Here is a 20285-nt window from a genome sequence, read left to right as displayed (position 1 = left end):
GAGTATCCGCCTGCACGGGTGCGGGCGATGTGGGGCCCTGTGCCTCCGGTGACAATTCGACCACGATGACATCTTCTTTCGAATTAGGTTGATTCAACGGATAGCCGACCGATTCATGTCGCCGTCGTCACATCGGTAGGCCATCACAACGCTACCTAACGTTCGTTAGTAACGGGAGGTCGTTCACAAAGATTTAACGGGCGGTACCGGTCGCGAAGGCTCCCTCCCGACAGCTCTGCGCGCAGCTCCGTACGTCCCGCACCACCACGCCGTTCTACGAGAACTCCGGGTCACGCAGCCGACTTCAGCCCACCACCACATTTACGGTTCACGCCTACCAGCGACCTGGCCTACCGGTCCTGGCGTCTTCTGCCGAGTCCGCTGCCACGAAGTGCTCGGCGAATCCCCCGACGGCCCATGCCGTCAAGCGAGCAGATTGATGCGCGATCCGTTGGAGCGATCCGTGACGAGCGACCGTCTGCGCGTCCTACGATTCTGCCGCCAGGCGTACGGACATCCTCGCGAATCCGGCTCAAATGATCTGTTAATCCATCTATCTCACCAATAAACCGGTGCCGATCGTCGAGACGGCGTTGCCTCAAAGGCCACCGCTGGGTATATGACTGGACGTGACGAAGACTGCAAGACAACACCTTTCAGAGAAGCGATCACGGTACCGTGACTGGAATGTTCGGCTACGGCTACGGCTACGGTCGCGCGTACGCCGAACAACGTCCCACGCCGGATCCGGCATTGCTGTGTTGACGAATCGGCACGAATGCTCATCCCGAAAACCGTTAGAGTCGAATCACATTCGGTCAGGAGAGACCGTTCTAACTACGCAGTCGGAGCGAGGACATTGTGTCGGAATTGATTCGCCTGGACGTGGAGCACGCCCGACACCTCGCAGTTCACGTGTTGAGAGCGCTGGGCACACCGCGTGAGCACGCTCAGGAGGTCGCAGCCCATCTCGTCGAGGCTGATTGCGTGGGGCACGGTTCCCACGGCATCAGCCGGCTTCCCTCCTACGTCGACTACGTCGACAACGGCATTCTCGATCCGGCAGCCCGCCCGACGACCCTGACCGAAGGTCGGTGCGCGGTGGTCAGCGCAAATTGGGGATTCTCACACGTGGCAGCCCGCATCACGACCGAGCTTGCGTGCGAGCAGGCCCTCTCAGAACGAATCGGAATGGCCGGGCTGGTGCAGAGCACCCATCTCGGTAGGTTGGGCGCTTACATGGAGCAGGCATGCCGAGCCAACTGCGTCGCGCTCGCCTTCATCGGCGGTATGGGCGGGCAGCGTTTGGTTGCACCGTTCGGCGGGCGCGCCGGCCTTCTCGGGTCCAATCCCATCGCCGCGGGTTTTCCGACAGCGTCGGGGGTTCCGCTGGTGGTCGACTTTTCCACCGCTGCCGCGCCGATCGGGAAGATCATGGTGGCGGCCATGGCCGGGGACCGCATGCCCAGTCAAAGTTTGGTGGATCAGCATGGTCAGCCCACGGACGACCCGAACGCCCTGGCAGCGGGCGGAGCCATGCGAACCTTCGGTGAACACAAGGGATTTGGACTGGCTGTCGTGGTCGAGTTGCTGGGCAGGGTCCTGCTGGGACCGGGCGCCTTCGGCCACGACCAGAAGAGTGAGATCTTCCGAGCCCAGGGCTTGTTGCTGGTTGCGATTGCAGCGGACGCGTTTCGTGATCTTGCCGACGTGCTCGGCGACGCCGAGCAACTACGCGACCTCATCCATGCCGTTCCGCCTGCCGCCGGTTTCGATCAGGTACTGGCTCCAGGCGACCCCGAGACAGCCAACCGGCACCGACATGCAGAAGGTTTCTCCGTCAAACTCGGAGCCTGGCAGGCGATTTCAGATTCGGCACGCAAGGTGGGCGTCGGACAGCAAGCTCTGGATGCCGCGGTGATCGCCTGATCTGTCACCGCCGTAGGAAGTGACCTCTCGGACAACGTGTGGTGGGGTCCGCTGCGCCTACGGGCGCGACAATCCTCCGCGAGTGCTCGCTGGACTGGCCGGCTCGGACTCTGACTACAGGGTCGACACCACGTCGGCAATCTTGCGGTCAACGGGGGCATGGCGAACGGACTGCCACAGCCCCGCACGGTCGGCACCTGCACAGCTCTCGAACTTGGCGCATAACTCGGCTTCGGTCATCGGGTTCGCGTTCTTGCCGCGCGCCAGCTCGACCGTCCGCTCGACTCGCCGTCCGGAGACGGTCCAGACCTCGACGGTGGACGGGTACTGCGTTCCGTCGCGGTGGCGACTGTCGACGACGACGTCGACGCGTTCCATCAACGAGCGCACCCCGGGATCGCGAATTGCAGAATCGGTGAAGTCTTCCAGCCCGATCCGGCCGCGCTCGAGTGCCGCCGCAACGGTGTAGTGACCACTGAATCGGCCCTCGCTGCCCGTCTGCGGCCGATCGAAGATCAGCAACTGCGGCGCTTTGGCGCTCACCCCGACGCGCACACGGTCGATCAGTTCACCGTCCAAGTCCGCACGTGCCGCCAGCGCCGCATCGATCGCGGTGTGCGTAGCGCCGCATGACGGGTAGGCCTTGATCGCCAACCCGTGGGGATGCAACAGAGACCACCGCTGCCCAAGGGCGGCTGTCACGTCGACTGCTCGGTCACCGTCGGCGCCGAGAAACGCCGAACAAAAGCCGATGGGGCTTTCCAGGGTCTCGGGATGGGAGTCCCATCCACGAGCCGCCAGACGGGCCGCTTGAACTCCCGACATCGCCGCGGCGCCAGCGTGCAAGGGTTTGGTCATCGTGCCGACGTTGACGCGCAGACCCGCCGCGCGCGAGGCGGCTATACCGAGGGCGCGCTGTGTCGCGTCGACGTCGAGCCCGGCCATCCGCGCCGCGGCCGCGGCGGCACCGATCGTTCCGATCGTCGCCGTGGAGTGAAAGCCCGCCTCCGAATGCGCCGGCATCATCTGACCGCCGAGGGCGGCGTCGACCTCGACGCCGACGACGTAGGCCTCCAACGCCAGACCGAAGGTGCAGTCGAACTCTTCCCCCATCGCCAGGATCGCCGGCACGATCGAGCAACTCGGATGACCGTAGAGCGGATGGTTGGTGTCGTCGAAGTCCAGTGCGTGCGCGAAGGTGCCGTTGGCCAAACCGGCAAGCTCGGGCGTGGTGCGGCCCCCGCCAATGATGCCGGCGAGGGGCCGCGCACCCTGGTCCAGAACGTAACTCAACATGGTCGCGCCGATCTGGTGGCGGCGCCCTGCGAAGGCGACACCAATCAGATCCGCGATGGCTTGCCGGGCGCGGTCGATGGCGAGGTCGGGAATGTCCTGTGCGGGAAGGCAGCTGACGAACTCAGCCATCTCGCGCGTCTGACCCAACCGATTGGCACTATTCGCCCTCATCGGCAACCTTTCCGTCGGACCGTAGGTCCCGCCATACCTCAGTACGCATTCCCCACGGTGGCCGAACGCGGTGACGATTCACTGGATGTGTCCTCGACCTGGTGGGCCGCATTAGACACGTTCATTCACAGGCGCGAGGCGGTGTCAGGCCACCGTGTTGAGCAATGCGCCGCCGGTCAGCGCTTCGCGGCAGCGGGCGACGACACTTGCCTGCAGCGTCTCAAGTGCGCGGTTCGATCTCCACGCGATATGCGGGGTGAGGACCACGTTGGGCGCGGTACGCAGCGGATGATCACTCGGCAGCGGTTCGGTACCGAATGTGTCGAGTGCCGCACCTGCCAACCGTCCGGCTACTAGCGCCTCAGACAGCGCGTGTTCGTCGATCAGACCTCCGCGAGAGACGTTGACCAGGACGGCTCCGGGCCGCATGCGCTCCAAGACGTCGGCGGACACGAGGTTCTCGGTCTCCGCGGACAGCGGCACGTGCAGGGAGATCAGGTCGGACCCTTCGAGCAATTCGCCCAGCGATGCCGCGGTGATCCCGTCGAACGTGGCGAGGGGGTCATACCCGCGCACGTTGGCCCCGAGGGCGGAGTAGTAGCTTGCGACCTGCCGACCGATCCGCCCCAGACCGATCACTGCGACGTCGAGTTCAGAGAATCGCGGGGTGTCGTAGGCGAGCTTGCCCGCCCAGCCGCCGTTGGCGATGGCAGCGTGCCCACCCGGAATCCTGCGGACGAGCGCCAAGCCCATTGCCAGCGCGTGCGCTGCCACTTCCTCACTGGAGGCGTCGGGGACGATGGCGACTGGGACCCCGACTTCTCGGGCCGCGTCGACGTCGATGTTGTCGTAGCCGATGCCGTAGCGCACGACCGCCCGACAGCGCTTCATGGCCGCGAAATCCGCGGCTTCGACACGCGCATAAGGAGTCACGAGAACCAAGCTGGCATCCGGGATGCCGGCGCGAAACTCGTCTTTGTCCGCTGCGGCGAGGAGTTCGATTCCAAACTCGCCGGCGAGCTGCTGTTCCTGGGCGAGGTCGATGAATTGGTGAGGCGCGACGATGATGTGCCCGATATCCGAATCCTGGTCGACCGGGCGCACCAAATCATTGTTCTCGGTCATGCCGAATTCTCCTATCGAAGCGGTATTTGCCTGACATCGACAAATGGATAATGCGAACTGCGCAGGCTACTTTTGGAAATCTAGAGCCGGTCATGTCAGGAGTCAACGCCATTTGAAGTATGCGTGGCTGTATTGCGAAACGAGAGCCGCTGCAGTGCTGAAGGTGGATTAATGATCGTCGTTTCAGCCGCTTTGACGCGGCCCACCGCCGCCCATCCTTGCTAACTAACGGACGTTAGGTTAGGGTCATGTGACAGCGGATGGTGCACGAGGAGGTCGCCATGGACGTACGGCAGTTGGAAGCGTTCCTGGCCGTCTCCGAGCACCTTCATTTTGGCCGCGCCGCCGAACAGCTCTTCATGGCACATGCCCCGCTCAGTCGCACGATCAGCAGCATGGAAAACGAGCTTGGGACGCGACTGTTCGATCGCAACACCCGGACCGTGGCGCTCACCGATGCCGGTAGAGCATTGGTTGAACCCGCCCGCGAAGCGTTGGAGGCGGTGCAGCGCGCCACCGACGCGGTACGAGCGGCGACCAACGGCGAGATCGGCGTCGTCCGCGTGGAATTCTCCGGGTTGGCGGCACACCCGATCGTGGCCTCACTCGCGCGCAGGATGCGTTCGGAACACCCCGGGATCCGCGTCGAATTGTCCTCGCAGCCAATCTCTCGACCTGCGATGGAGAACCTCGTCAGTCAGCAGACCGACATCGCGTTGGGGCGGTGGGATCAACTTCCTCCGGGCATCTCCTCGCGTCTGTTGTTGCGCGATTCGTTGGTGGTTGCCCTTCCCCGATCTCATCCACTGGCTGGCGACGACGAAATCTCCTTCGACCAGGTGGCTGATGAACATTTCGTCTGCCTGCCCTACCTTGGCGGGTCGGTCACGACCGACCGTCTGTGGCGTCTTGGATTCGCCTATGGCAGGACGATCGGCGACGACGTTCAGTTCGCCCCAGACACCCAGTCGTGCATCGCTCTCGTCAGTGCCGAGGTGGGTTGCCACTTGGCGCTTGCCTCGGTAGGCCGTCGGACCCCGAACCCCGACGTGGTCTTCGTGCCCCTCGCCGCAACAGATGCCCAACGCGTTCCCGACGTGCATCTACGCGTCGCATGGCGTGACCCGTCACCCACGCCGGCCGTCAACATTGCTCTCGAATGCCTTCCACGACATTCCACCGACGACGGCTGCTGACCCCTCGTGCCGCGACCGCTTCGCATCGGAGGCAACAATCCGCCGCGTAATTCGCACCAATACCCACTAGAGCATGAGTTGTGACGCGGGTAACGTGAATTCCACGGCCAAAGATCGCGTTAAGCGACACCACAGCGCCGTTTCATACCTGGTAGTCGGATAAGAGTCCGACACCAATCATTGTTTCCGCGCATGAAGGGATTCAGCCATGAACGAAGGCACGTCAATTCGTAAAGTAGACGCATTGATCGTTGGCGCCGGATTCGGCGGAATCGCCGCGTTACGCGCATTGCACGGCGAGTTGGGACTGGACGCGATCGTCATCGAAAAGGGATCTGGCGTCGGCGGGACGTGGTTCTGGAACCGCTACCCGGGCGCGTTGTCGGATACCGAAAGCTTCATGTACCAGCTCCCCTTCGAGCACGAGCTGTATCAGCGGACCGAGTGGAACACCCGCTACGTTCAGGCGCCCGACATCCGCCGCTACCTCGAAGACGCCGTCGATCACTTCGACTTGCGCTCGCGGTTCCAACTGGAGACCGAGATGCGGGCAGCCACCTTCGACGAAGCGTCCCAAACATGGCTGGTCCACACCGACAAGGGTGATTTCGAAGCACGATTCCTGATCACCGCCCTGGGCTTGCTGTCACGGATGAACGTCCCGAACTTCCCGGGACTAGATCAGTTCCAGGGCAGGATCGTCCACACCGCAGCCTGGCCGGAGGACCTCGACCTCACCGGCCAGCGCATCGGTGTCATCGGAAACGGTTCCACCGGAGTGCAGTTCATGACCGAAGCCGCCAAGACCGCCGGTCACCTCACGTCGTTTCAACGCACGCCGCAGTACAGCGTTCCCGCGCGCAACCGCAGCTGGACACCCGAAGAGCTGGCCGCGTTCAAGGCAACCTGCCAGGACCGGTGGGACGAATTCAGCCGCGTGAAACTGGGTTTCGGCATCAACGAGGAGAACGAACGGAAGACCTTCAGTGTCTCCGAGGAGGAACGCGAAGCCATCTACGAGTGGGCGTGGAACAAGGGTGGCCCCTACACGTTCTGCAACGAGACCTTCAGTGATCTGACGACGGATCGCGCAGCCAACGAGGAAGCGGCGAACTTCATCCGGCGCAAGATCTCCTCCATCGTCAATGACCCCGAGACGGCCCGGAAGCTGACTCCGTGGGAGATGTTCGCTCGCCGACCAATCTGCGACTCAGGGTATTTCGAGATCTTCAATCAGCCCAACGTCTCCCTCGTGTCACTGCGCGACACACCCATCACGCATTTCACCGAGAACGGCCTCGTCACCTCCGACGGCCAACTGCACGAGTTGGACGTGCTGGTCCTCGCCACCGGATTTGACGCCCAGGACGGCAGCTATCGCGGGCTGGACATCACCGGACGTGACGGCCGGACGCTCAACGAGCACTGGAGCGAAGGACCCCGAAGTCACATGGGCATCACCGTCAACGGCTTCCCCAACATGTTCATGGTCCTGGGCCCATGTGGGCCCTTCGTCAACCTTCCCCCGGCGATCGGTGTACAGGCCAAGTGGATCGGTCGGGCGGTCGCCAGCCTCGTCGACGTCCCCGCCGCATCCATCGAACTCACAGCCGAAAGCGAAGAAGCATGGCTGCAGACATGCCGCAACGCGCTGCAGGGATCGCTCTACCTCGAAACGGGATCGTGGCTGTTCGGCAACAACATTCCCGGTAAACGTCAGGTCACGCCGTCGAACTTCTTCGTCGCCGGCCTCGACAGCTTCATCGCCACCGCCAACACCGAAGCCGACAGCGACTTTCCCAGCTACCACGTCCACGTCCCGTCCACCGCCTAATCCGTCACCAGCGAAGGAAACCCATCCCATGACGACCTACCAGACCGTCAACCCGCGGACCGGCGAGCCGATTGCCGAATACACCTTGCTCACCAGCGATGCCACCGATGCGGCCGTCGCCCGCGCCGCCGACGCACACGAATCGTGGAGTCACACGCCGTTGGAGAAGCGCGCGGCCCTGCTGTCCCGAATCGCCGAATTGCACCGTGAGCGCAAGGCCGAACTCGCCCACACCGTGGCCGTCGAAATGGGCAAACCAGTCACCCAAGCCGAAGGCGAGATCGAACTGGCCGCGTCGATCTTCGACTACTACGCCGACAACGCCGCACAGCTGCTCGCAGACGAAGAACTCGACGTCAGCGATGGTGGCCGGGCGCTGGTTCGCACCCGGTCCATAGGCGCGATCCTCGGGATCATGCCGTGGAACTTCCCCGTATACCAGGTGGCGCGATTCATCGCTCCAAACCTCGTCTTGGGCAACACGATTCTCCTCAAGCACGCCCGCTCGTGCACGCAAACAGGGCTGAACATCGCCTCGATCGTCACCGACGCCGGAGCGCCCGAAGGGATCTACGAAAACCTCCTGGTCTCGTCTGACCAGATCGCTGACGTCATCGCCGATCCACGGGTGCAAGGGGTCTCGCTGACCGGATCCGAAGAGGCCGGACGCACCGTCGCGGCGCAAGCAGGAAAGCACCTCAAGAAGTGCGTCCTCGAGCTCGGAGGGTCCGACCCCTTCATCGTGCTGGCCGATGCCGACATCCAGGCCGCCCTCGATCTCGCCGAAACCGGGCGTTTCAACAACGCCGGCCAGGCCTGCACAGCGGCCAAGCGCTTCATCGTGCACAGCGACGTCTACGAGGATTTTCTCGCGGGCTTCGTCGAACGAACGCAGAAGTGGGTCGCCGGCGACCCACTCGACTCCAGCACCAAGCTCGGTCCCATGGCGTCTGTCAGTGGGCGCCAAGAAATCGCCGAACAAGTCGACGAAGCCGTCGCCAGCGGCGCCACACTTCACGTCGGGGGCACCGTACCCGATGGACCCGGCGCCTACTACCCGGCGACCATCCTCTCCGGCGTTACCCCGGAGATGCGCGCATACGGTGAGGAGCTGTTCGGACCCGTAGCCGTCGTCTTCAAGGCCGATTCCATCGATGAGGCGATCCGGCTGGCCAACGACTCCCGATTCGGGCTGGGTTCATCGGTGTTCACCCAAAACCCCGAATTGGCAAACGATGTGGCCGACCGCCTGGAGGCCGGCATGGTGGGGCTCAACTCGTTGATCCGCAGCAAGGCCAACCTGCCCTTCGGCGGGGTCAAGGCATCGGGCATCGGTCGCGAACTCGGCAGGCTAGGCCTCGACGAGTTCGCAAACAAGAAACTGCACAGGATCGCCTGACACACACCTGCCCGTGGTCAGCACGTCTCGACCCGCCGACCACGTCACCTAAGCGCTGCCGCCGTTCCGAATGAAAGAGATGCCTCATGCGACTCGTCACTTACTCGTCTGCCAACCGTTGGCTTCCCGGCGTGCTGATCGGCGAAGACGTCCTCAACCTCAACGACGTGCTCTATGCGATCGGGGAAGTCGACGGCCCTCCCTTCGATTCTGTACGCGATCTTCTCGACGCGGCTGGCGGCCGTCTCGGTGGTCTGTCGCAAAGAGTCGCGCAACTCAATCCCGCATCGATCGCGTCCGCTGGGCTGATTGGCGAACTGCACCTCGGGCCACCGGTGGCCAATCCGAAAAAGGTTCTCTGCGTGGGGCTCAACTACTCAGACCACGTTGGAGAGACCGGGCGCAAGTTCCCCGACCATCCCGACATCTTCGCCAAGTTCGCGAGCAGCCTGATTGGGCCGAAGGAGGGCATCGATTGCTCAGAGGTAACCGCGAACCTCGACTTCGAAGGCGAGCTCGCCATCGTGATCGGTCGTCAATGCCGTCGTGTGTCGGAGAGTGACGCCCTCAACTATCTCGCGGGAGTGACCGTCCTCAACGACATCACCGCCCGCGATCTGCAGTACCGCGGCACGCAGTGGTTGCCCGGCAAGGCGGTCGATCGATCGACGCCCTGCGGACCGACGCTGGTCACCCTCGACGAGGTGGGCGACCCGCAGACGCTTGATCTGTGCACGCGGGTGAACGGCGTGCAGGTGCAGAAGTCGAACACGCGCAACATGATCTTCTCTCTGGCGCGGATCGTCTCCTACATTTCCCATTTCTTGGAGCTCAGCCCTGGCGACGTCATTGCCACTGGCACCCCGGAAGGCATCGGCGCGAAACGTCAACCGCCGCAATGGCTGCAAAGCGGCGACCTCGTAGAAGTCGAGATCCACGGCGTGGGGTTGTTGCAGAACATCGTGAAATAGTGCATCAACCGCAGATTCCGCCTGTGGATGGATCCGGTACCCGCCGCGGGTCAGGACCCTTTCACAAAGGCGGTCGCAATTGCGGCGCTCTGGGTTACGACCGGGGAGTCCGGCAGCGCCGACGAGCACTCGCGGGACCGCGGATTCGATACGGTTCCGACCGACCTCGACGGCGCCAATGCGTCAAAATGGTTCACAACGGCGACTGGCTGGCTGTCGCGCAACACATCGCCCTGTGAGGGATCCATCGATACCGCCCGTTGCACTGTCACACCCCGATTCCATCGTCGTGCGTGGAGTTCCGATAGTGGCTCGACGCCCGCGCGTGTTGGGACTATCTCTAGCTCCTCTGTCAAGCAGCAGTGGTTTCGACGGCCGAGATGAGGTCGGTTCGTAGCGCTGCGTAGACGACGTCGGACAGCCGCCGTTTGAGTACGCGCAGTGCTTCCATGCCGCTGTCCCCGCCGGCTTTGCGGCGTTCCATCATCTGGTTTGGCTGGTTCGTGCCAGTGCACCTGGGTGAGCGCGATCCGGTGCAGGGCTGCGTTGAGTTGGCGGTTCCCAGTTCGGCTTAGCCGGTGCCAGGCCTTGTTGGAGGACCAGACCGGCATCAGCGCGGTGCCGTTGGGACGAGCGTAGACGTCCTTGGATCGGAATCGATCGACCCCGGCGGTCTCACCGAGAATCTTGGCCGCGGTGATGGCTCCGCAGCCTGGGATCGCAATCGATGAGGGCGCCATGCTCGACACCAGGTCGGTGATCTCCCCGTTGATCTGTTGGGTCAGTACGCGGCACCGCTCGAGCAGGTCGCGGGCAAGGCGCGCGACGGTTCCGGTAAATGGGTCGAGGTGTGCCGCAATCTGCTCCAGGGTGGCGAGCCGGACAAGTGATCGGGCCTTCGGCTTCGTCGACCCCGGAGAGCCGGCGTTGACGTTTCTTGACGATCTGCGGCTCGAATGTCGCGGCCCTATACCGTGGTACGTCGATCTCGACCGGGCCGGTGGTGTCGGTCAGCACCGTCTTGGATCGGGTGCCGTTGCGGACGTTGCCGGTGCCCGTTTCTGGCGGATCGTGCTGCTCGTACCCGAGGTGCTCGGCCATCTCCTCGTTCAGCGCGGTCTCCAGGACCGCTTTGGTCAGCTGTATGAGCAGCCCATCGGGTCCTGTCAGTGACAGGCCCTCTTCCTGGGCCAGAGCCGGACCAGCTCGACCGCAGCCTGCTGCCCAGCGGACGGCTTCGCCTTCCTCTTGCTCACGTCATTCAGTGTCGTCATCACGGCGACCTTTCTCGCCGAGCATCGCTCAGCGTGTCAGGCCGAAAACACCGTTATTTCCACAGTCACCTAGTCAAGACGGCCGCGGCGGGCTCGAGGGCAGGCACTAGGAAGGCCAGCGCTGTCGGCCTTCAGTCGCGCCGAAGGGCGGGTTCCCGGGTCGTGATCACCTCGACAATGGATTGCATTCGACGCGCTTCCCGACTGCCGCCGGCAGCCCGCACGTGGTGACGTGCCCGTGACCGGGAGCGACGTGGCGCTCACTCCTCGTCGTGCAGCACCGTTGTCCGAAACTCAGTTGAGGTTGTTGAGGTTTCGGAGCCTCACGGCAGGCCGCTCACGAAAGAGGGGTCGGGCGCAGACGGGACGTAGCCGGGCGGCAGGTGGTCTGAACCCTGTGGCTGCGACGCGTAAATTGGGGCCGGCGTGCCGTACCCGGGCGGGGTTGCGTCATACCCCGGCAGCTGCCCATGAGCCGTGGGTGGCCCGAACCCCGGCACGACCAAGCTCGACCCGGCCACCAACGTCGACGCCGCGAATACAGCAGCCTGCGTGGTGTACACCGGGACGTAGCCATCGGTGTGCCCGCTCCATGCATTGCCCTCACCTGTGTGACAGATCGGATCCGTTGGGTTGCACAGATCGATCGCCTTACCGGTGAACATCGCAGACTGGGACGGCAACTTGGTACCCGAGCGGTTGGCGACATTGCCGAAGGTCGCAATCGCCGCGACGTTTTCCGCCAACGACGACGGGAGAGCTGGCCCCCACGCGATTCCGACGATGGGATTGCCGGCGACGATGTTGACGACGTTCGCCCCTTGGGAGTAGCCACCCAACACGATCTTGGTGTCGGGGCACGAGGCCGCCATGGTTTTGATGTGCTTGATCGCGTCCTTGGCGCCGTCGCCGCTGCCCAGCTGGAGCTTGCCCGCGTCGTAATCCACCGCGTACGTCGTGATGTTCATGCCGGCGACCTGCGCGCGCAGTGAGTCGACGAAGGCAGAGCCGACCTGGCCGATGCCCTTCGGCTCGTCCGTGCCCCGGGCAAAGACCACCTCGGCATCGGCGCAGTCGGCGGCGGACGCAACTGGCCCGGTACCGGGAATCCACTGCTGTGCCACAGCAATCACCAGCGCCGCAGCGCCGCCACCCGCCAAACGGCCTTTCGTCATCCGCGAGCTACGTCGGCGATGGTGTCGCATCCAGCAGAGAATACTCCCTGTCAGCGGAAATGCACTACCTCCAACAATTGACGTTCACCTCAGCGAACTCGAGACGCCCCGTGGGACCAGAGCCGCGGCGGCACGCTGCTAGGGTCGCCGCGTGCCACCACTCGACCCGATCGTCGGCCATGACCGAACGGAAGCCTGACCGAGCCTCGGAGTCGGCCCCGGAGGGTGCGATACCCCCACTTGATGTCGTCGGCTCCGAGATTCTTCCTCCGGTCGCCGACGACGTCCGTAGGCGTTTCCGTGTGCTCGAACGGCTCGCACCCGGCCTGGGCTCTCGATGGGCGGTGGAGTTGTGGTGCACACCGCCCGTCATGGAATCGGCTCTCCGGCTGCCGCCGGGTGTGCCGCCGGGTAAGCCGCTCGAGGCGTACTGGGATGAGCATCGGATCGTCGGCGAGGAATGGGGCGAGGGACCGCCGGTCTATCTGGTCCACGGCTGGGGCGGCCGACGTCCGCATCTGGCCATGTTCATCAAGCCACTGGTGGCAGCCGGGTATCGCGTCATCGCGTTCGACCTGCCCAGCCACAACGAATCCGACCCCGGCGAGCTCGCGCCGGGACGGACCACTTCGGTCGAGTGCGCTGCGGCGATCAAGGCTGTGATCGAGGCACACGGGTCGGCCCATGCGGTGGTGGCCCATTCGCTCGGCGGAAATGCCACGGTGTGCGCGGCGGCCGAAGGCGCCAGTGTCGGGCGGTTGGTTCTGCTCTCACCGATGGGCGACTTCCCCCTGTACCTGGATCTGTTCGCGGCGCGGCACGACTTCGGCCGCCGTATTCGGGCCGGGCTGCAGCGCCGTCTGGAGAAGCGAATCGGAATGCCGCTGCACGAGACCAACATGGAGCACGTCGGCCGCCTCGCCGGCTACCCGCCGCTGCTCGTCATTCACGATCCGGATGACCCCGATGCGCCGTACGCGGCCAGCCAGCGACTCGCTGCGACGTGGCCGGGCGCGCGACTGCTGACGACGAAGGGACTGGGGCGGTTGGCTCACTACAGGATCCTCCGCCACCGACCGGCGATCACTGCCGGTGTCGAGTTCATCGGTGCGCCGACGCGGACCTGACTCGAGAGGTGGCCGCGTTGCCGCGCAAGACTATTCGCCTGTGGCCACGGCACTGCCCGCGAACGATCGGGGTGTCAAGGCGCTAACGTCGGGAGACGTCGGAGTCCGATGTCGGCGATTTCGAGTTCGAGCGGAAGTTCTACCTCCGCGAGATGCCCGCTGTCACTGCCCTCGATCCGCAGCCCGAATTGATCGTGCAGGCCTACCTGTTCGCCGCCGACGGATACGCGGTGCGCGTACGACTGCAGTGCCCCGCCCCCGTCGACTTCGATGCTTCTCCGAACGGTCTCGTCGACGCCACGAGCCCTGCTGACCACGCCGACGCGATCGGAACCCTGACCGCCAAGGGCCCGGCCGCCGGCGGCACCCGCTACGAAGCCGAACGCGAACTCGACCCGGTCGTCTCCGGTCAGATCCTCTCGCGCGCAAACCATGTCATCACCAAGATTCGCTACTCGGCGTGGCTCGGCGAGGACGGCTGGATCGTCGACCGGTTCCTCGGCCGCAACGCTCCTCTCTTGCTGGCCGAGGTCGAGCGCAACGCCCCGGTGGTCGACCTGACGATCCCCGCGTTCTGCGTCACCGAGGTCAACCTCGGCATCAACGAAGTCGAAGGCAGCCAGCCGAGGCTGTGAGGATCGTGCCAACCGCCGCCTCGCTCCTCGAGTCCGCCTGCGGCAGTTCTTAGGTCGTGATCGTCAATTCGGCACCCGGGTGCGAACTGAAGGTGACGACGACGGTGCCACGACCCGTCTCGAACGTGGTGTTGGCATAACCGATGAAACCGTAGTGCCCGTCGATCGTCGAGACCGCGTTGATGGGACCGCTTCCCGACGCCCCGGTGTCCAGGTTCGTCCACGCCGCCGTCACGGTCAGCGCGCACGAGCCGTCGTAAACCCCAGCGTCGTAGTGGATTACCGCACGCACTCCGTTCTCGATGCGGTCACCGGTCTGCACCAACGCCACCTCGGCCTCGGCGCCGACGTCACCGCCGCAGGTCTGGGAGGCCGCCACCGGCACCCGGGGCAGTTCCGCGAAGGCGTCGGCGTGGGCCGACGCCATCCACGGCGACGAGCCAACCAGGACGACGGCAAGCACGCAGACAGAACGAAAGGGCCGCATGCCCCTGCCATCGCCTACCACGGCTCAGACGTTAGCCCGGGGAACGAAAAAACCCGCTCCGACCGGAGTCGGAACGGGTTTCTTGACTGTGGAGCTAAGGGGATTCGAACCCCTGACCCCCACACTGCCAGTGTGGTGCGCTACCAACTGCGCCATAGCCCCTCGTCGTGCTGGTCGACGGTACACCAATGAGCACTTCAGGTTCAAAACGGCACGTCAGGGCACGTCGCCACCAGCGTCGGGACCCAGCGGCCGGGCCTCGGTGTGCTCCGCATTGGTCCGCGGCCGGGTCTCGGGCGCGAAGATCCAGAACACCGCCGCGGCCAGCAGGATGCCGCCGCTGAAGGCGAACGCCGACCCGTAGGACAGGTACTGGGCGATCTGACCCACCGCCAGCGAGCCGAGGATCGCCCCGAAGTCCGACGTCATCTGGAACGTCGCCACGGCCGTCCCGCCGCGTGCCTTGCTGCCCACGATGTCGGCCACCGCCGCCTGCTGCGGGGAGATGAAGATGCCCGTCGCCGCACCTGTCACGTAGGCGGCGGCCAGGAACAGCGGCAGCGACGTCGTGAACCCGACCAGCACGGTCGTCACCGCGGCCACCGGAAGGCCGATCAGCAGCGGGATGCGTCGGCCCACCCGGTCGGACAGGTAGCCGCTGACGATCACGACCGACACGTTCCCGATGGCGAAGGTCGCGAGCGCCAGCCCGGCGATCCCGGCGCCGCGGTGCAGCACCTCGACGACGAACAGCGGCACCAGCGCCACCCGCAGCCCGAACGCCGACCAGCCCGTCGCGAAGTTCGACGCCAGAGCGGCCCGGTAGGCCGGGTTGCGCAGGGCCTCGCGGACGCTGAGGGCCACCTCGGTCTGCTCGTCCGGCGCCGCGAGCGACGACGTGCGCAGCACCACCAGGACCACACCCGCGGCAATCAGCAGTGCGACGCCGTAGATGACGAACGGCATCGACAGACCGAAGCCGACCGTCAGGCTGCCGAGCACCGGCCCGCCGACCGAGCCGACGAGGAACGCCGAGGTGAACATCCCCGACACCCGGCCCCGCGCGTTGGCCGGGGAGATCCTGATCATCAGGCCGAGCGACGACACGGTGAACATCGCCGAGCCAAGCCCACCCAGCGACCGGAACGCCAGCAGCTGCCAGTAGGTCTGCGCGAACGCACACGCACCCGTGGACAGCGCGACGATCAGCAGCCCGGAGACGTAGACCCGTCGCTCCCCCAGCCGCTGCACCAGCAGGCCGGCAGGCGGCGCCCCCACCAGGCGCATCAGCGCGAACGCCGTGATGACGAAGGTCGCCGCGCTGATGCTGACGCCGAAGTTGCGGGCGTACTGCGGCAAGACCGGCGCCACCACCCCGTACCCGAGGGCGACGATGACGTTGCAAAAGATCAGCACCCAGACTTCGCTTGGGAGCTTCTCCTTCACGGGAGCTGGACAGTCTGCCTCCGCGTCGGATCTCACGCTATGACTGTATTCACCACCTCGCGGGCCGCCTCCTGCACCTCGGCCAGATGCTCCGGACCCTTGAACGACTCGGCGTAGATCTTGTAGACGTCCTCCGTGCCGGAGGGACGCGCCGCGAACCACGCGTTCTCGGTGGTCACCTTGAGCCCGCCCAGCGGCGCTCCGTTGCCCGGTGCGGTGGTCAGCTTCGCGGTGATCGTCTCGCCGGCCAGTTCCGTCGCGCTCACCTGCTCCGGCGACAGCTTGGCCAGCCGCGCCTTCTGCTCCCGGTTGGCAGGTGCGTCGATGCGGGCGTAGGTCGGCGCCCCGTACTTCTCCGCGATCTCGGCGTAGCGCTGCGAGGGGGTCGACCCGGTCACGGCGAGGATCTCCGAGGCAAGCAGCGCCAGGATGATGCCGTCCTTGTCGGTGGTCCACACCGTCCCGTCGTTGCGGAGGAACGACGCTCCCGCGCTCTCCTCCCCACCGAATCCGATTGTGCCGCCGATCAACCCGTCGACGAACCACTTGAACCCGACGGGCACCTCGACCAGTTTGCGCCCGAGACCGTCGACCACCCGGTCGATGATCGAACTGCTCACCGCGGTCTTGCCGACGGCGGTGGACCCGGGCCAGTTCGGCCGGTGCGAGTACAGGTAGTCGATCGCGACGGCGAGGTAGTGGTTCGGGTTCATCAAGCCGCCGTCGGGGGTGACGATGCCGTGCCGGTCGGAGTCGGCGTCGTTCCCGGTGGCGATCTGGTAGTCGCCGATCTTGCCGATCAGCGACGCCATCGCATTCGGCGAGCTGCAGTCCATCCGGATCTTGCCGTCGGTGTCGAGCGTCATGAAGCGCCAGGTGGCGTCGACGAGCGGGTTGACGACGACCAGGTTGAGCTTGTGTCGTTCGGCGATGACGCCCCAGTAGTCGACGCTCGCGCCGCCGAGTGGGTCGGCGCCGATCCGGATCTCCTGGGCGCGGATGGCGTGGATGTCCACGACGTTGGGAAGGTCGTCGACGTAGGCGTTCATGTAGTCATGACGCTCGGCGATCTGCAGTGCCCGTGCGAGTGGAACCCGCTTCACGTCGGCGAGGCCGCCGCGCAGAATCTCGTTGGCGCGCTTGGCGATTACCCCGGTCGCGTCGGTGTCGGCGGGACCGCCGTTGGGCGGGTTGTACTTGAAGCCGCCGTCACGCGGCGGGTTGTGCGACGGGGTGACGACGATGCCGTCGGCCAAATCGCTGTCCCGGCCCCGGTTGAACTGCAGGATCGCGTGGCTGACGGCGGGGGTCGGCGTGAACCGGTCGGCTCCGTCGATCATCGCCACGACGTCGTTGGCGGCCAGTACCTCAAGCGCGGACACCCAGGCCGGCTCGGACAGTGCGTGCGTGTCACGGCCGATGAACAGCGGTCCGGTGGTGCCCTGCGCGGCGCGGTACTCGACGATGGCCTGCGTCGTGGCGAGGATGTGCGCTTCGTTGAACGCGGCGTCGAGGCTCGACCCGCGATGCCCCGACGTCCCGAACGTCACCTGCTGGTTGACGTCCTCGGGGTCGGGCACCACCGAGTAATAGGCGGTGACCACCTGGGCCACGTCGATCAGGTCTTCGGGAAGCGCCGGTTGTCCGGCACGGGGGTTGGCAGCCATGAATGTGATTCTGCCCCTTCAGCGGGCCGCGCACGTCCGCGTCACCAAGAATTCGCCTACATCGCCCACACCGCCGCGACGCCCGCGGCACACCCGGCAACCGACAACACCAACGAACCCAGCGCGTTGACCAGGGCCAAGCCGGGCCGCTTCTGTTGCACCAGCCGGACCGTTTCGAAGCTCGCGGTGCTGAAAGTCGTGTAACCGCCGCAGAATCCGGTGCCAATCACGGTCTGCCACACGGCCGGCTGCCCCGCGAACAGCACCAGGCCCGCCAGCACTCCCAGCAGGAGCGACCCGGTGACGTTGATGAACACCGTCGCCCACGGGAAGGCCGTCTTCCATCGGTGCTTGACCGACGAGTCGAGCAGGAACCGCGTCACGGCTCCGGTGGCGCCGGCGAGGAGGGTGAGCGCGACGATCACGACCGGACCCTCCGACGGTGGACGGCCGCGGCGGCCACGATGCCGAGCCAGGCGGTGACGAGCCCACCGACGACGCTGACCACGCCGTAGGCGATCGCCGTGCCGAGGTGCCCGTGCCGCGTCAGCAGCACCGCCTCCAACGCGAAGGTGCTGTAGGTGGTGAAGGCACCGCAGCCGCCGGTGCCTGCGCAGAGTCGGGCTCGCAGCCGCCAGCCCGAGTCGTCGCCCAGCCGGGCCAGCGCTTCCAGTAGGGCGCCCAAGACGAACGCCCCGGCGAGGTTGATCAGGAAGGTCGCCCACGGCCACGCCGCGCCGTCGTGCGGCAACAGCACTTCGCCGTAGTACCGCAGCGCGGTGCCGACCACGCCGCCGGCGAACACCCACGCCACCGACGACGGCCGCAGGTGCAGGGGTCTGCTCGATCGCGCCGCCGCGTCGGGATCCGACGGCAGCTCGGAATGTGAGTCCGGACGGTTCACGACCTTACCCACCTGCCAGAAAGCACAGCGCCACAATACAACTCATCCGTCAACCAGCACGACGCCGGTCCAGACCAGGCCGATCACCTTGACGAGTTCGAGCGCCACGTAGGCGAGGTGGGCCTTCGACCGTCGCCCCTCGTCCCCTTCCAGCACGGCCGTGCTGTGACGCGACAGCAGCGGCCGCACCACGATCGTCTGGGTGAGCAACGCGCCCACCGCGACGCACAGCGCAATGTTGAGCGACGTCGAGGTCTCGTGGCTGAAGAGCGCAGCCGCGATCACGACGGCGAAGACGTACTCGAAGACGTTCAGCGCGCGGAACACCAACCGGCCGATGCCAAGGCCGATGCGCAGGGTGACGCCGGGTGCTCGGAACTTGAGCGGCGCCTCGACGAACGAGATCGCCAACACCATGCCCAGCCACACGAACGCCGCGGCGATCGCCCACCTGGTGCCCGTGTCCACCGCGGCAGCCTACGGCAGGGATGCGATGGTGGAGGGATGTCTGTCTACGCCGACGTCTCCGAATGGCAGGTGCCGGTGGACGACAGCTATCCGCACCGGGTCCTGTGCATCCGTTCCAACGACGGCGACCATCGCGACCGCAACTGGCACGTCAACTACCCGTGGTGCCGAAGGCGTTGTGATGCAGGCGAACTCGAGTTCTTCATCGTCTACTTCGTCTGGCGCCCCAATTGGCGCCGCACCGTCGCCGTGCTCAAGGACTTGGTGGGCGAGCCGCATCCGCGGATGGCCGTGATGGTCGACGTGGAGAGCTGGGGCGGGCAGCTCACCGGCGACCAATCCGACGGCGTCAACCGGGCGTATTGGGCCGTCGCCGACTGGTTGGGCGACCCACGACGGGTCATCGGATACGGCAACGTCGCCGACCTGAACCTGCTGTGGCCAGTGCAGCCCGAGGGAATTCGCTTGGTGGTGGCCGCGTACGGAACGAACCCCGACTACCCCGGGAAGGTCGCCCACCAGTACACGAACGGCGAGGGACACGGGAACGGGACCACGTTGCCCGACGGTGCGCCACCCTTCGGCACCTGCGACATGAACTCGGCGGACGGCCTCACCGCTCGGCAGTTCGCCGCCGCCTGCGGTGTCCACGTCGACGCCCCGAGTCTCGCCGCGAGGTGGTCGAGGTGATCGTCCGGTGTGGCTGCGTCCTGGTCATCGCGCTGGTCGCGGGGTGCGCCCCGTACGCCGAACCACCCGCCGCGTCGCCGTCAACCGAAGCGACGACAACCACCACCACGACCGAGCCCGCTCCGCCTGCCGCGCGCACCGCGAACTGGTACGACCTCGGGATCGGCGACTGCCTTGCCGACCCGCCGCCGGTCGACCCCACCATCGTCACCGTGACCGTCGTCGACTGCACCTCGCCGCATCGGGCGGAGGTCTACCTGCGGGCGCCGATGGCCGTCAACACTGCCATCGCCGGCGTCGTCGACCGCACCTGCGGTCAAGGCCTCGCCGACTACACCGGCCACACCGTGGACGAGGGCACCTACGCGACGACCTATCTGATCGACTCCAACCAGAACCGCACGTCGTCGAACCCGACCCCGAGCACCGTCATCTGCCTTCTCGAGGCGCCGGGTGGCGGGCCGCTGACGTCGTCGGCCCGACGGTAGTCC

At 65.5% G+C, this 20285-nt stretch carries 17 protein-coding genes, 1 tRNA gene and 3 pseudogenes; 9 read left to right on the top strand and 12 right to left on the bottom strand.

Annotation, left to right across the window (positions count from 1 at the left end):
• Positions 1-861 precede the first annotated feature (861 nt).
• Positions 862-1929, top strand: a complete 1068-nt coding sequence (locus B1790_RS28230; protein ID WP_369832445.1) for an Ldh family oxidoreductase — start codon at positions 862-864, stop codon at positions 1927-1929.
• 114 nt (positions 1930-2043) lie between these two features.
• On the opposite strand, the gene B1790_RS28225 is transcribed toward B1790_RS28230, so the two are convergent.
• Both B1790_RS28225 and B1790_RS28220 read right to left on the bottom strand, forming a co-directional pair.
• Positions 2044-3354: an MmgE/PrpD family protein gene (locus B1790_RS28225; protein ID WP_158083885.1), complete on the bottom strand. Its 1311-nt coding sequence runs from the start codon at positions 3352-3354 to the stop codon at positions 2044-2046.
• A 186-nt stretch (positions 3355-3540) separates the two neighbouring features.
• Positions 3541-4521: a C-terminal binding protein gene (locus B1790_RS28220; protein WP_079926583.1), complete on the bottom strand. Its 981-nt coding sequence runs from the start codon at positions 4519-4521 to the stop codon at positions 3541-3543.
• A gap of 281 nt (positions 4522-4802) precedes the next feature.
• Between B1790_RS28220 and B1790_RS28215 the strand changes: the two genes are divergently transcribed.
• The 4 genes from B1790_RS28215 (at position 4803) to B1790_RS28200 (ending at position 9921) form a co-directional block, all read left to right on the top strand.
• Complete coding sequence (locus B1790_RS28215; protein WP_079926600.1) at positions 4803-5717, top strand: LysR substrate-binding domain-containing protein; 915 nt, start codon at positions 4803-4805, stop codon at positions 5715-5717.
• A 244-nt stretch (positions 5718-5961) separates the two neighbouring features.
• Positions 5962-7551 carry an NAD(P)/FAD-dependent oxidoreductase gene (locus B1790_RS28210; protein ID WP_233165360.1) on the top strand — a complete coding sequence of 530 codons (1590 nt, stop codon included), beginning with the start codon at positions 5962-5964 and terminating at the stop codon, positions 7549-7551.
• A 28-nt stretch (positions 7552-7579) separates the two neighbouring features.
• Positions 7580-8950: an NAD-dependent succinate-semialdehyde dehydrogenase gene (locus B1790_RS28205; protein ID WP_079926581.1), complete on the top strand. Its 1371-nt coding sequence runs from the start codon at positions 7580-7582 to the stop codon at positions 8948-8950.
• 86 nt (positions 8951-9036) lie between these two features.
• Positions 9037-9921, top strand: a complete 885-nt coding sequence (locus B1790_RS28200; protein WP_079926580.1) for a fumarylacetoacetate hydrolase family protein — start codon at positions 9037-9039, stop codon at positions 9919-9921.
• Between the two features lie 509 nt (positions 9922-10430).
• Here B1790_RS28200 and B1790_RS35935 read toward each other — a convergent pair.
• From B1790_RS35935 to B1790_RS28185, 3 genes and pseudogenes are all read right to left on the bottom strand, one after another.
• Positions 10431-10661, bottom strand: a pseudogene (locus tag B1790_RS35935) (transposase); the annotation flags it as partial.
• Between the two features lie 163 nt (positions 10662-10824).
• Positions 10825-11195: pseudogene (locus B1790_RS28190) on the bottom strand (transposase); the annotation flags it as partial.
• A gap of 323 nt (positions 11196-11518) precedes the next feature.
• Complete coding sequence (locus B1790_RS28185; protein ID WP_079926579.1) at positions 11519-12370, bottom strand: cutinase family protein; 852 nt, start codon at positions 12368-12370, stop codon at positions 11519-11521.
• A 179-nt stretch (positions 12371-12549) separates the two neighbouring features.
• Here B1790_RS28185 and B1790_RS28180 point away from each other — a divergent pair, with 179 nt between their 5' ends.
• Together B1790_RS28180 and B1790_RS28175 are read left to right on the top strand one after the other, a co-directional pair.
• Entirely contained in the window at positions 12550-13497 is a 948-nt protein-coding gene (locus B1790_RS28180) for an alpha/beta fold hydrolase (protein ID WP_079926578.1), read from the top strand.
• Between the two features lie 152 nt (positions 13498-13649).
• Positions 13650-14090, top strand: a pseudogene (locus B1790_RS28175) (hypothetical protein); the annotation flags it as partial.
• A 91-nt stretch (positions 14091-14181) separates the two neighbouring features.
• Here B1790_RS28175 and B1790_RS28170 read toward each other — a convergent pair.
• From B1790_RS28170 to B1790_RS28140, 7 genes are all read right to left on the bottom strand, one after another.
• Positions 14182-14619, bottom strand: coding sequence for a hypothetical protein (locus tag B1790_RS28170; RefSeq protein WP_079926577.1), 438 nt, complete (start codon positions 14617-14619; stop codon positions 14182-14184).
• Positions 14620-14708: 89 nt separating this feature from the next.
• A tRNA-Ala gene (locus B1790_RS28165) sits at positions 14709-14781 on the bottom strand.
• A gap of 54 nt (positions 14782-14835) precedes the next feature.
• Positions 14836-16101, bottom strand: a complete 1266-nt coding sequence (locus tag B1790_RS28160; protein WP_079926576.1) for an MFS transporter — start codon at positions 16099-16101, stop codon at positions 14836-14838.
• Positions 16098-17732, bottom strand: coding sequence for a phosphoglucomutase (alpha-D-glucose-1,6-bisphosphate-dependent) (gene pgm, locus B1790_RS28155; protein WP_079926575.1), 1635 nt, complete (start codon positions 17730-17732; stop codon positions 16098-16100). Before pgm ends, B1790_RS28160 begins: the two co-directional genes overlap by 4 nt.
• 56 nt (positions 17733-17788) lie before the next feature.
• Positions 17789-18157 (bottom strand): fluoride efflux transporter CrcB, encoded by a 369-nt coding sequence (crcB, locus tag B1790_RS28150; protein ID WP_079926574.1) that lies wholly within the window; start codon positions 18155-18157, stop codon positions 17789-17791.
• Positions 18154-18636: a fluoride efflux transporter CrcB gene (gene crcB, locus B1790_RS28145; protein ID WP_079926599.1), complete on the bottom strand. Its 483-nt coding sequence runs from the start codon at positions 18634-18636 to the stop codon at positions 18154-18156. Before crcB (B1790_RS28145) ends, crcB (B1790_RS28150) begins: the two co-directional genes overlap by 4 nt.
• Before the next feature lie 42 nt (positions 18637-18678).
• Complete coding sequence (locus tag B1790_RS28140; RefSeq protein ID WP_079926573.1) at positions 18679-19104, bottom strand: hypothetical protein; 426 nt, start codon at positions 19102-19104, stop codon at positions 18679-18681.
• Positions 19105-19140: 36 nt separating this feature from the next.
• Here B1790_RS28140 and B1790_RS28135 point away from each other — a divergent pair, with 36 nt between their 5' ends.
• Complete coding sequence (locus B1790_RS28135; RefSeq protein WP_079926572.1) at positions 19141-19794, top strand: hypothetical protein; 654 nt, start codon at positions 19141-19143, stop codon at positions 19792-19794.
• Positions 19791-20282: a hypothetical protein gene (locus B1790_RS28130; RefSeq protein ID WP_233165359.1), complete on the top strand. Its 492-nt coding sequence runs from the start codon at positions 19791-19793 to the stop codon at positions 20280-20282. Before B1790_RS28135 ends, B1790_RS28130 begins: the two co-directional genes overlap by 4 nt.
• The last annotated feature ends 3 nt before the right edge of the window (positions 20283-20285 follow it).

The sequence above is a fragment of the Mycobacterium sp. AT1 genome, from assembly GCF_002043095.1.
Classification (GTDB): Bacteria; Actinomycetota; Actinomycetes; order Mycobacteriales; family Mycobacteriaceae; genus Mycobacterium.
The sequence above is the reverse complement of the archived record's forward strand: the minus strand, read 5'-3'. Positions and strand labels throughout refer to the sequence as shown.

Bases quoted from the DNA above. Each gene is read 5' to 3' on its own strand.
- B1790_RS28225 (WP_158083885.1), bottom strand. From the start codon at position 3,354: ATGGCTGAGTTCGTCAGCTGCCTTCCCGCACAGGACATTCCCGACCTC.
- B1790_RS28220 (WP_079926583.1), bottom strand. From the start codon at position 4,521: ATGACCGAGAACAATGATTTGGTGCGCCCGGTCGACCAGGATTCGGAT.
- B1790_RS28215 (WP_079926600.1), top strand. From the start codon at position 4,803: ATGGACGTACGGCAGTTGGAAGCGTTCCTGGCCGTCTCCGAGCACCTT.
- B1790_RS28205 (WP_079926581.1), top strand. From the start codon at position 7,580: ATGACGACCTACCAGACCGTCAACCCGCGGACCGGCGAGCCGATTGCC.
- B1790_RS28200 (WP_079926580.1), top strand. From the start codon at position 9,037: ATGCGACTCGTCACTTACTCGTCTGCCAACCGTTGGCTTCCCGGCGTG.
- B1790_RS28185 (WP_079926579.1), bottom strand. From the start codon at position 12,370: ATGACGAAAGGCCGTTTGGCGGGTGGCGGCGCTGCGGCGCTGGTGATT.
- B1790_RS28180 (WP_079926578.1), top strand. From the start codon at position 12,550: ATGACCGAACGGAAGCCTGACCGAGCCTCGGAGTCGGCCCCGGAGGGT.
- B1790_RS28170 (WP_079926577.1), bottom strand. From the start codon at position 14,619: ATGCGGCCCTTTCGTTCTGTCTGCGTGCTTGCCGTCGTCCTGGTTGGC.
- pgm (WP_079926575.1), bottom strand. From the start codon at position 17,732: ATGGCTGCCAACCCCCGTGCCGGACAACCGGCGCTTCCCGAAGACCTG.
- B1790_RS28135 (WP_079926572.1), top strand. From the start codon at position 19,141: ATGTCTGTCTACGCCGACGTCTCCGAATGGCAGGTGCCGGTGGACGAC.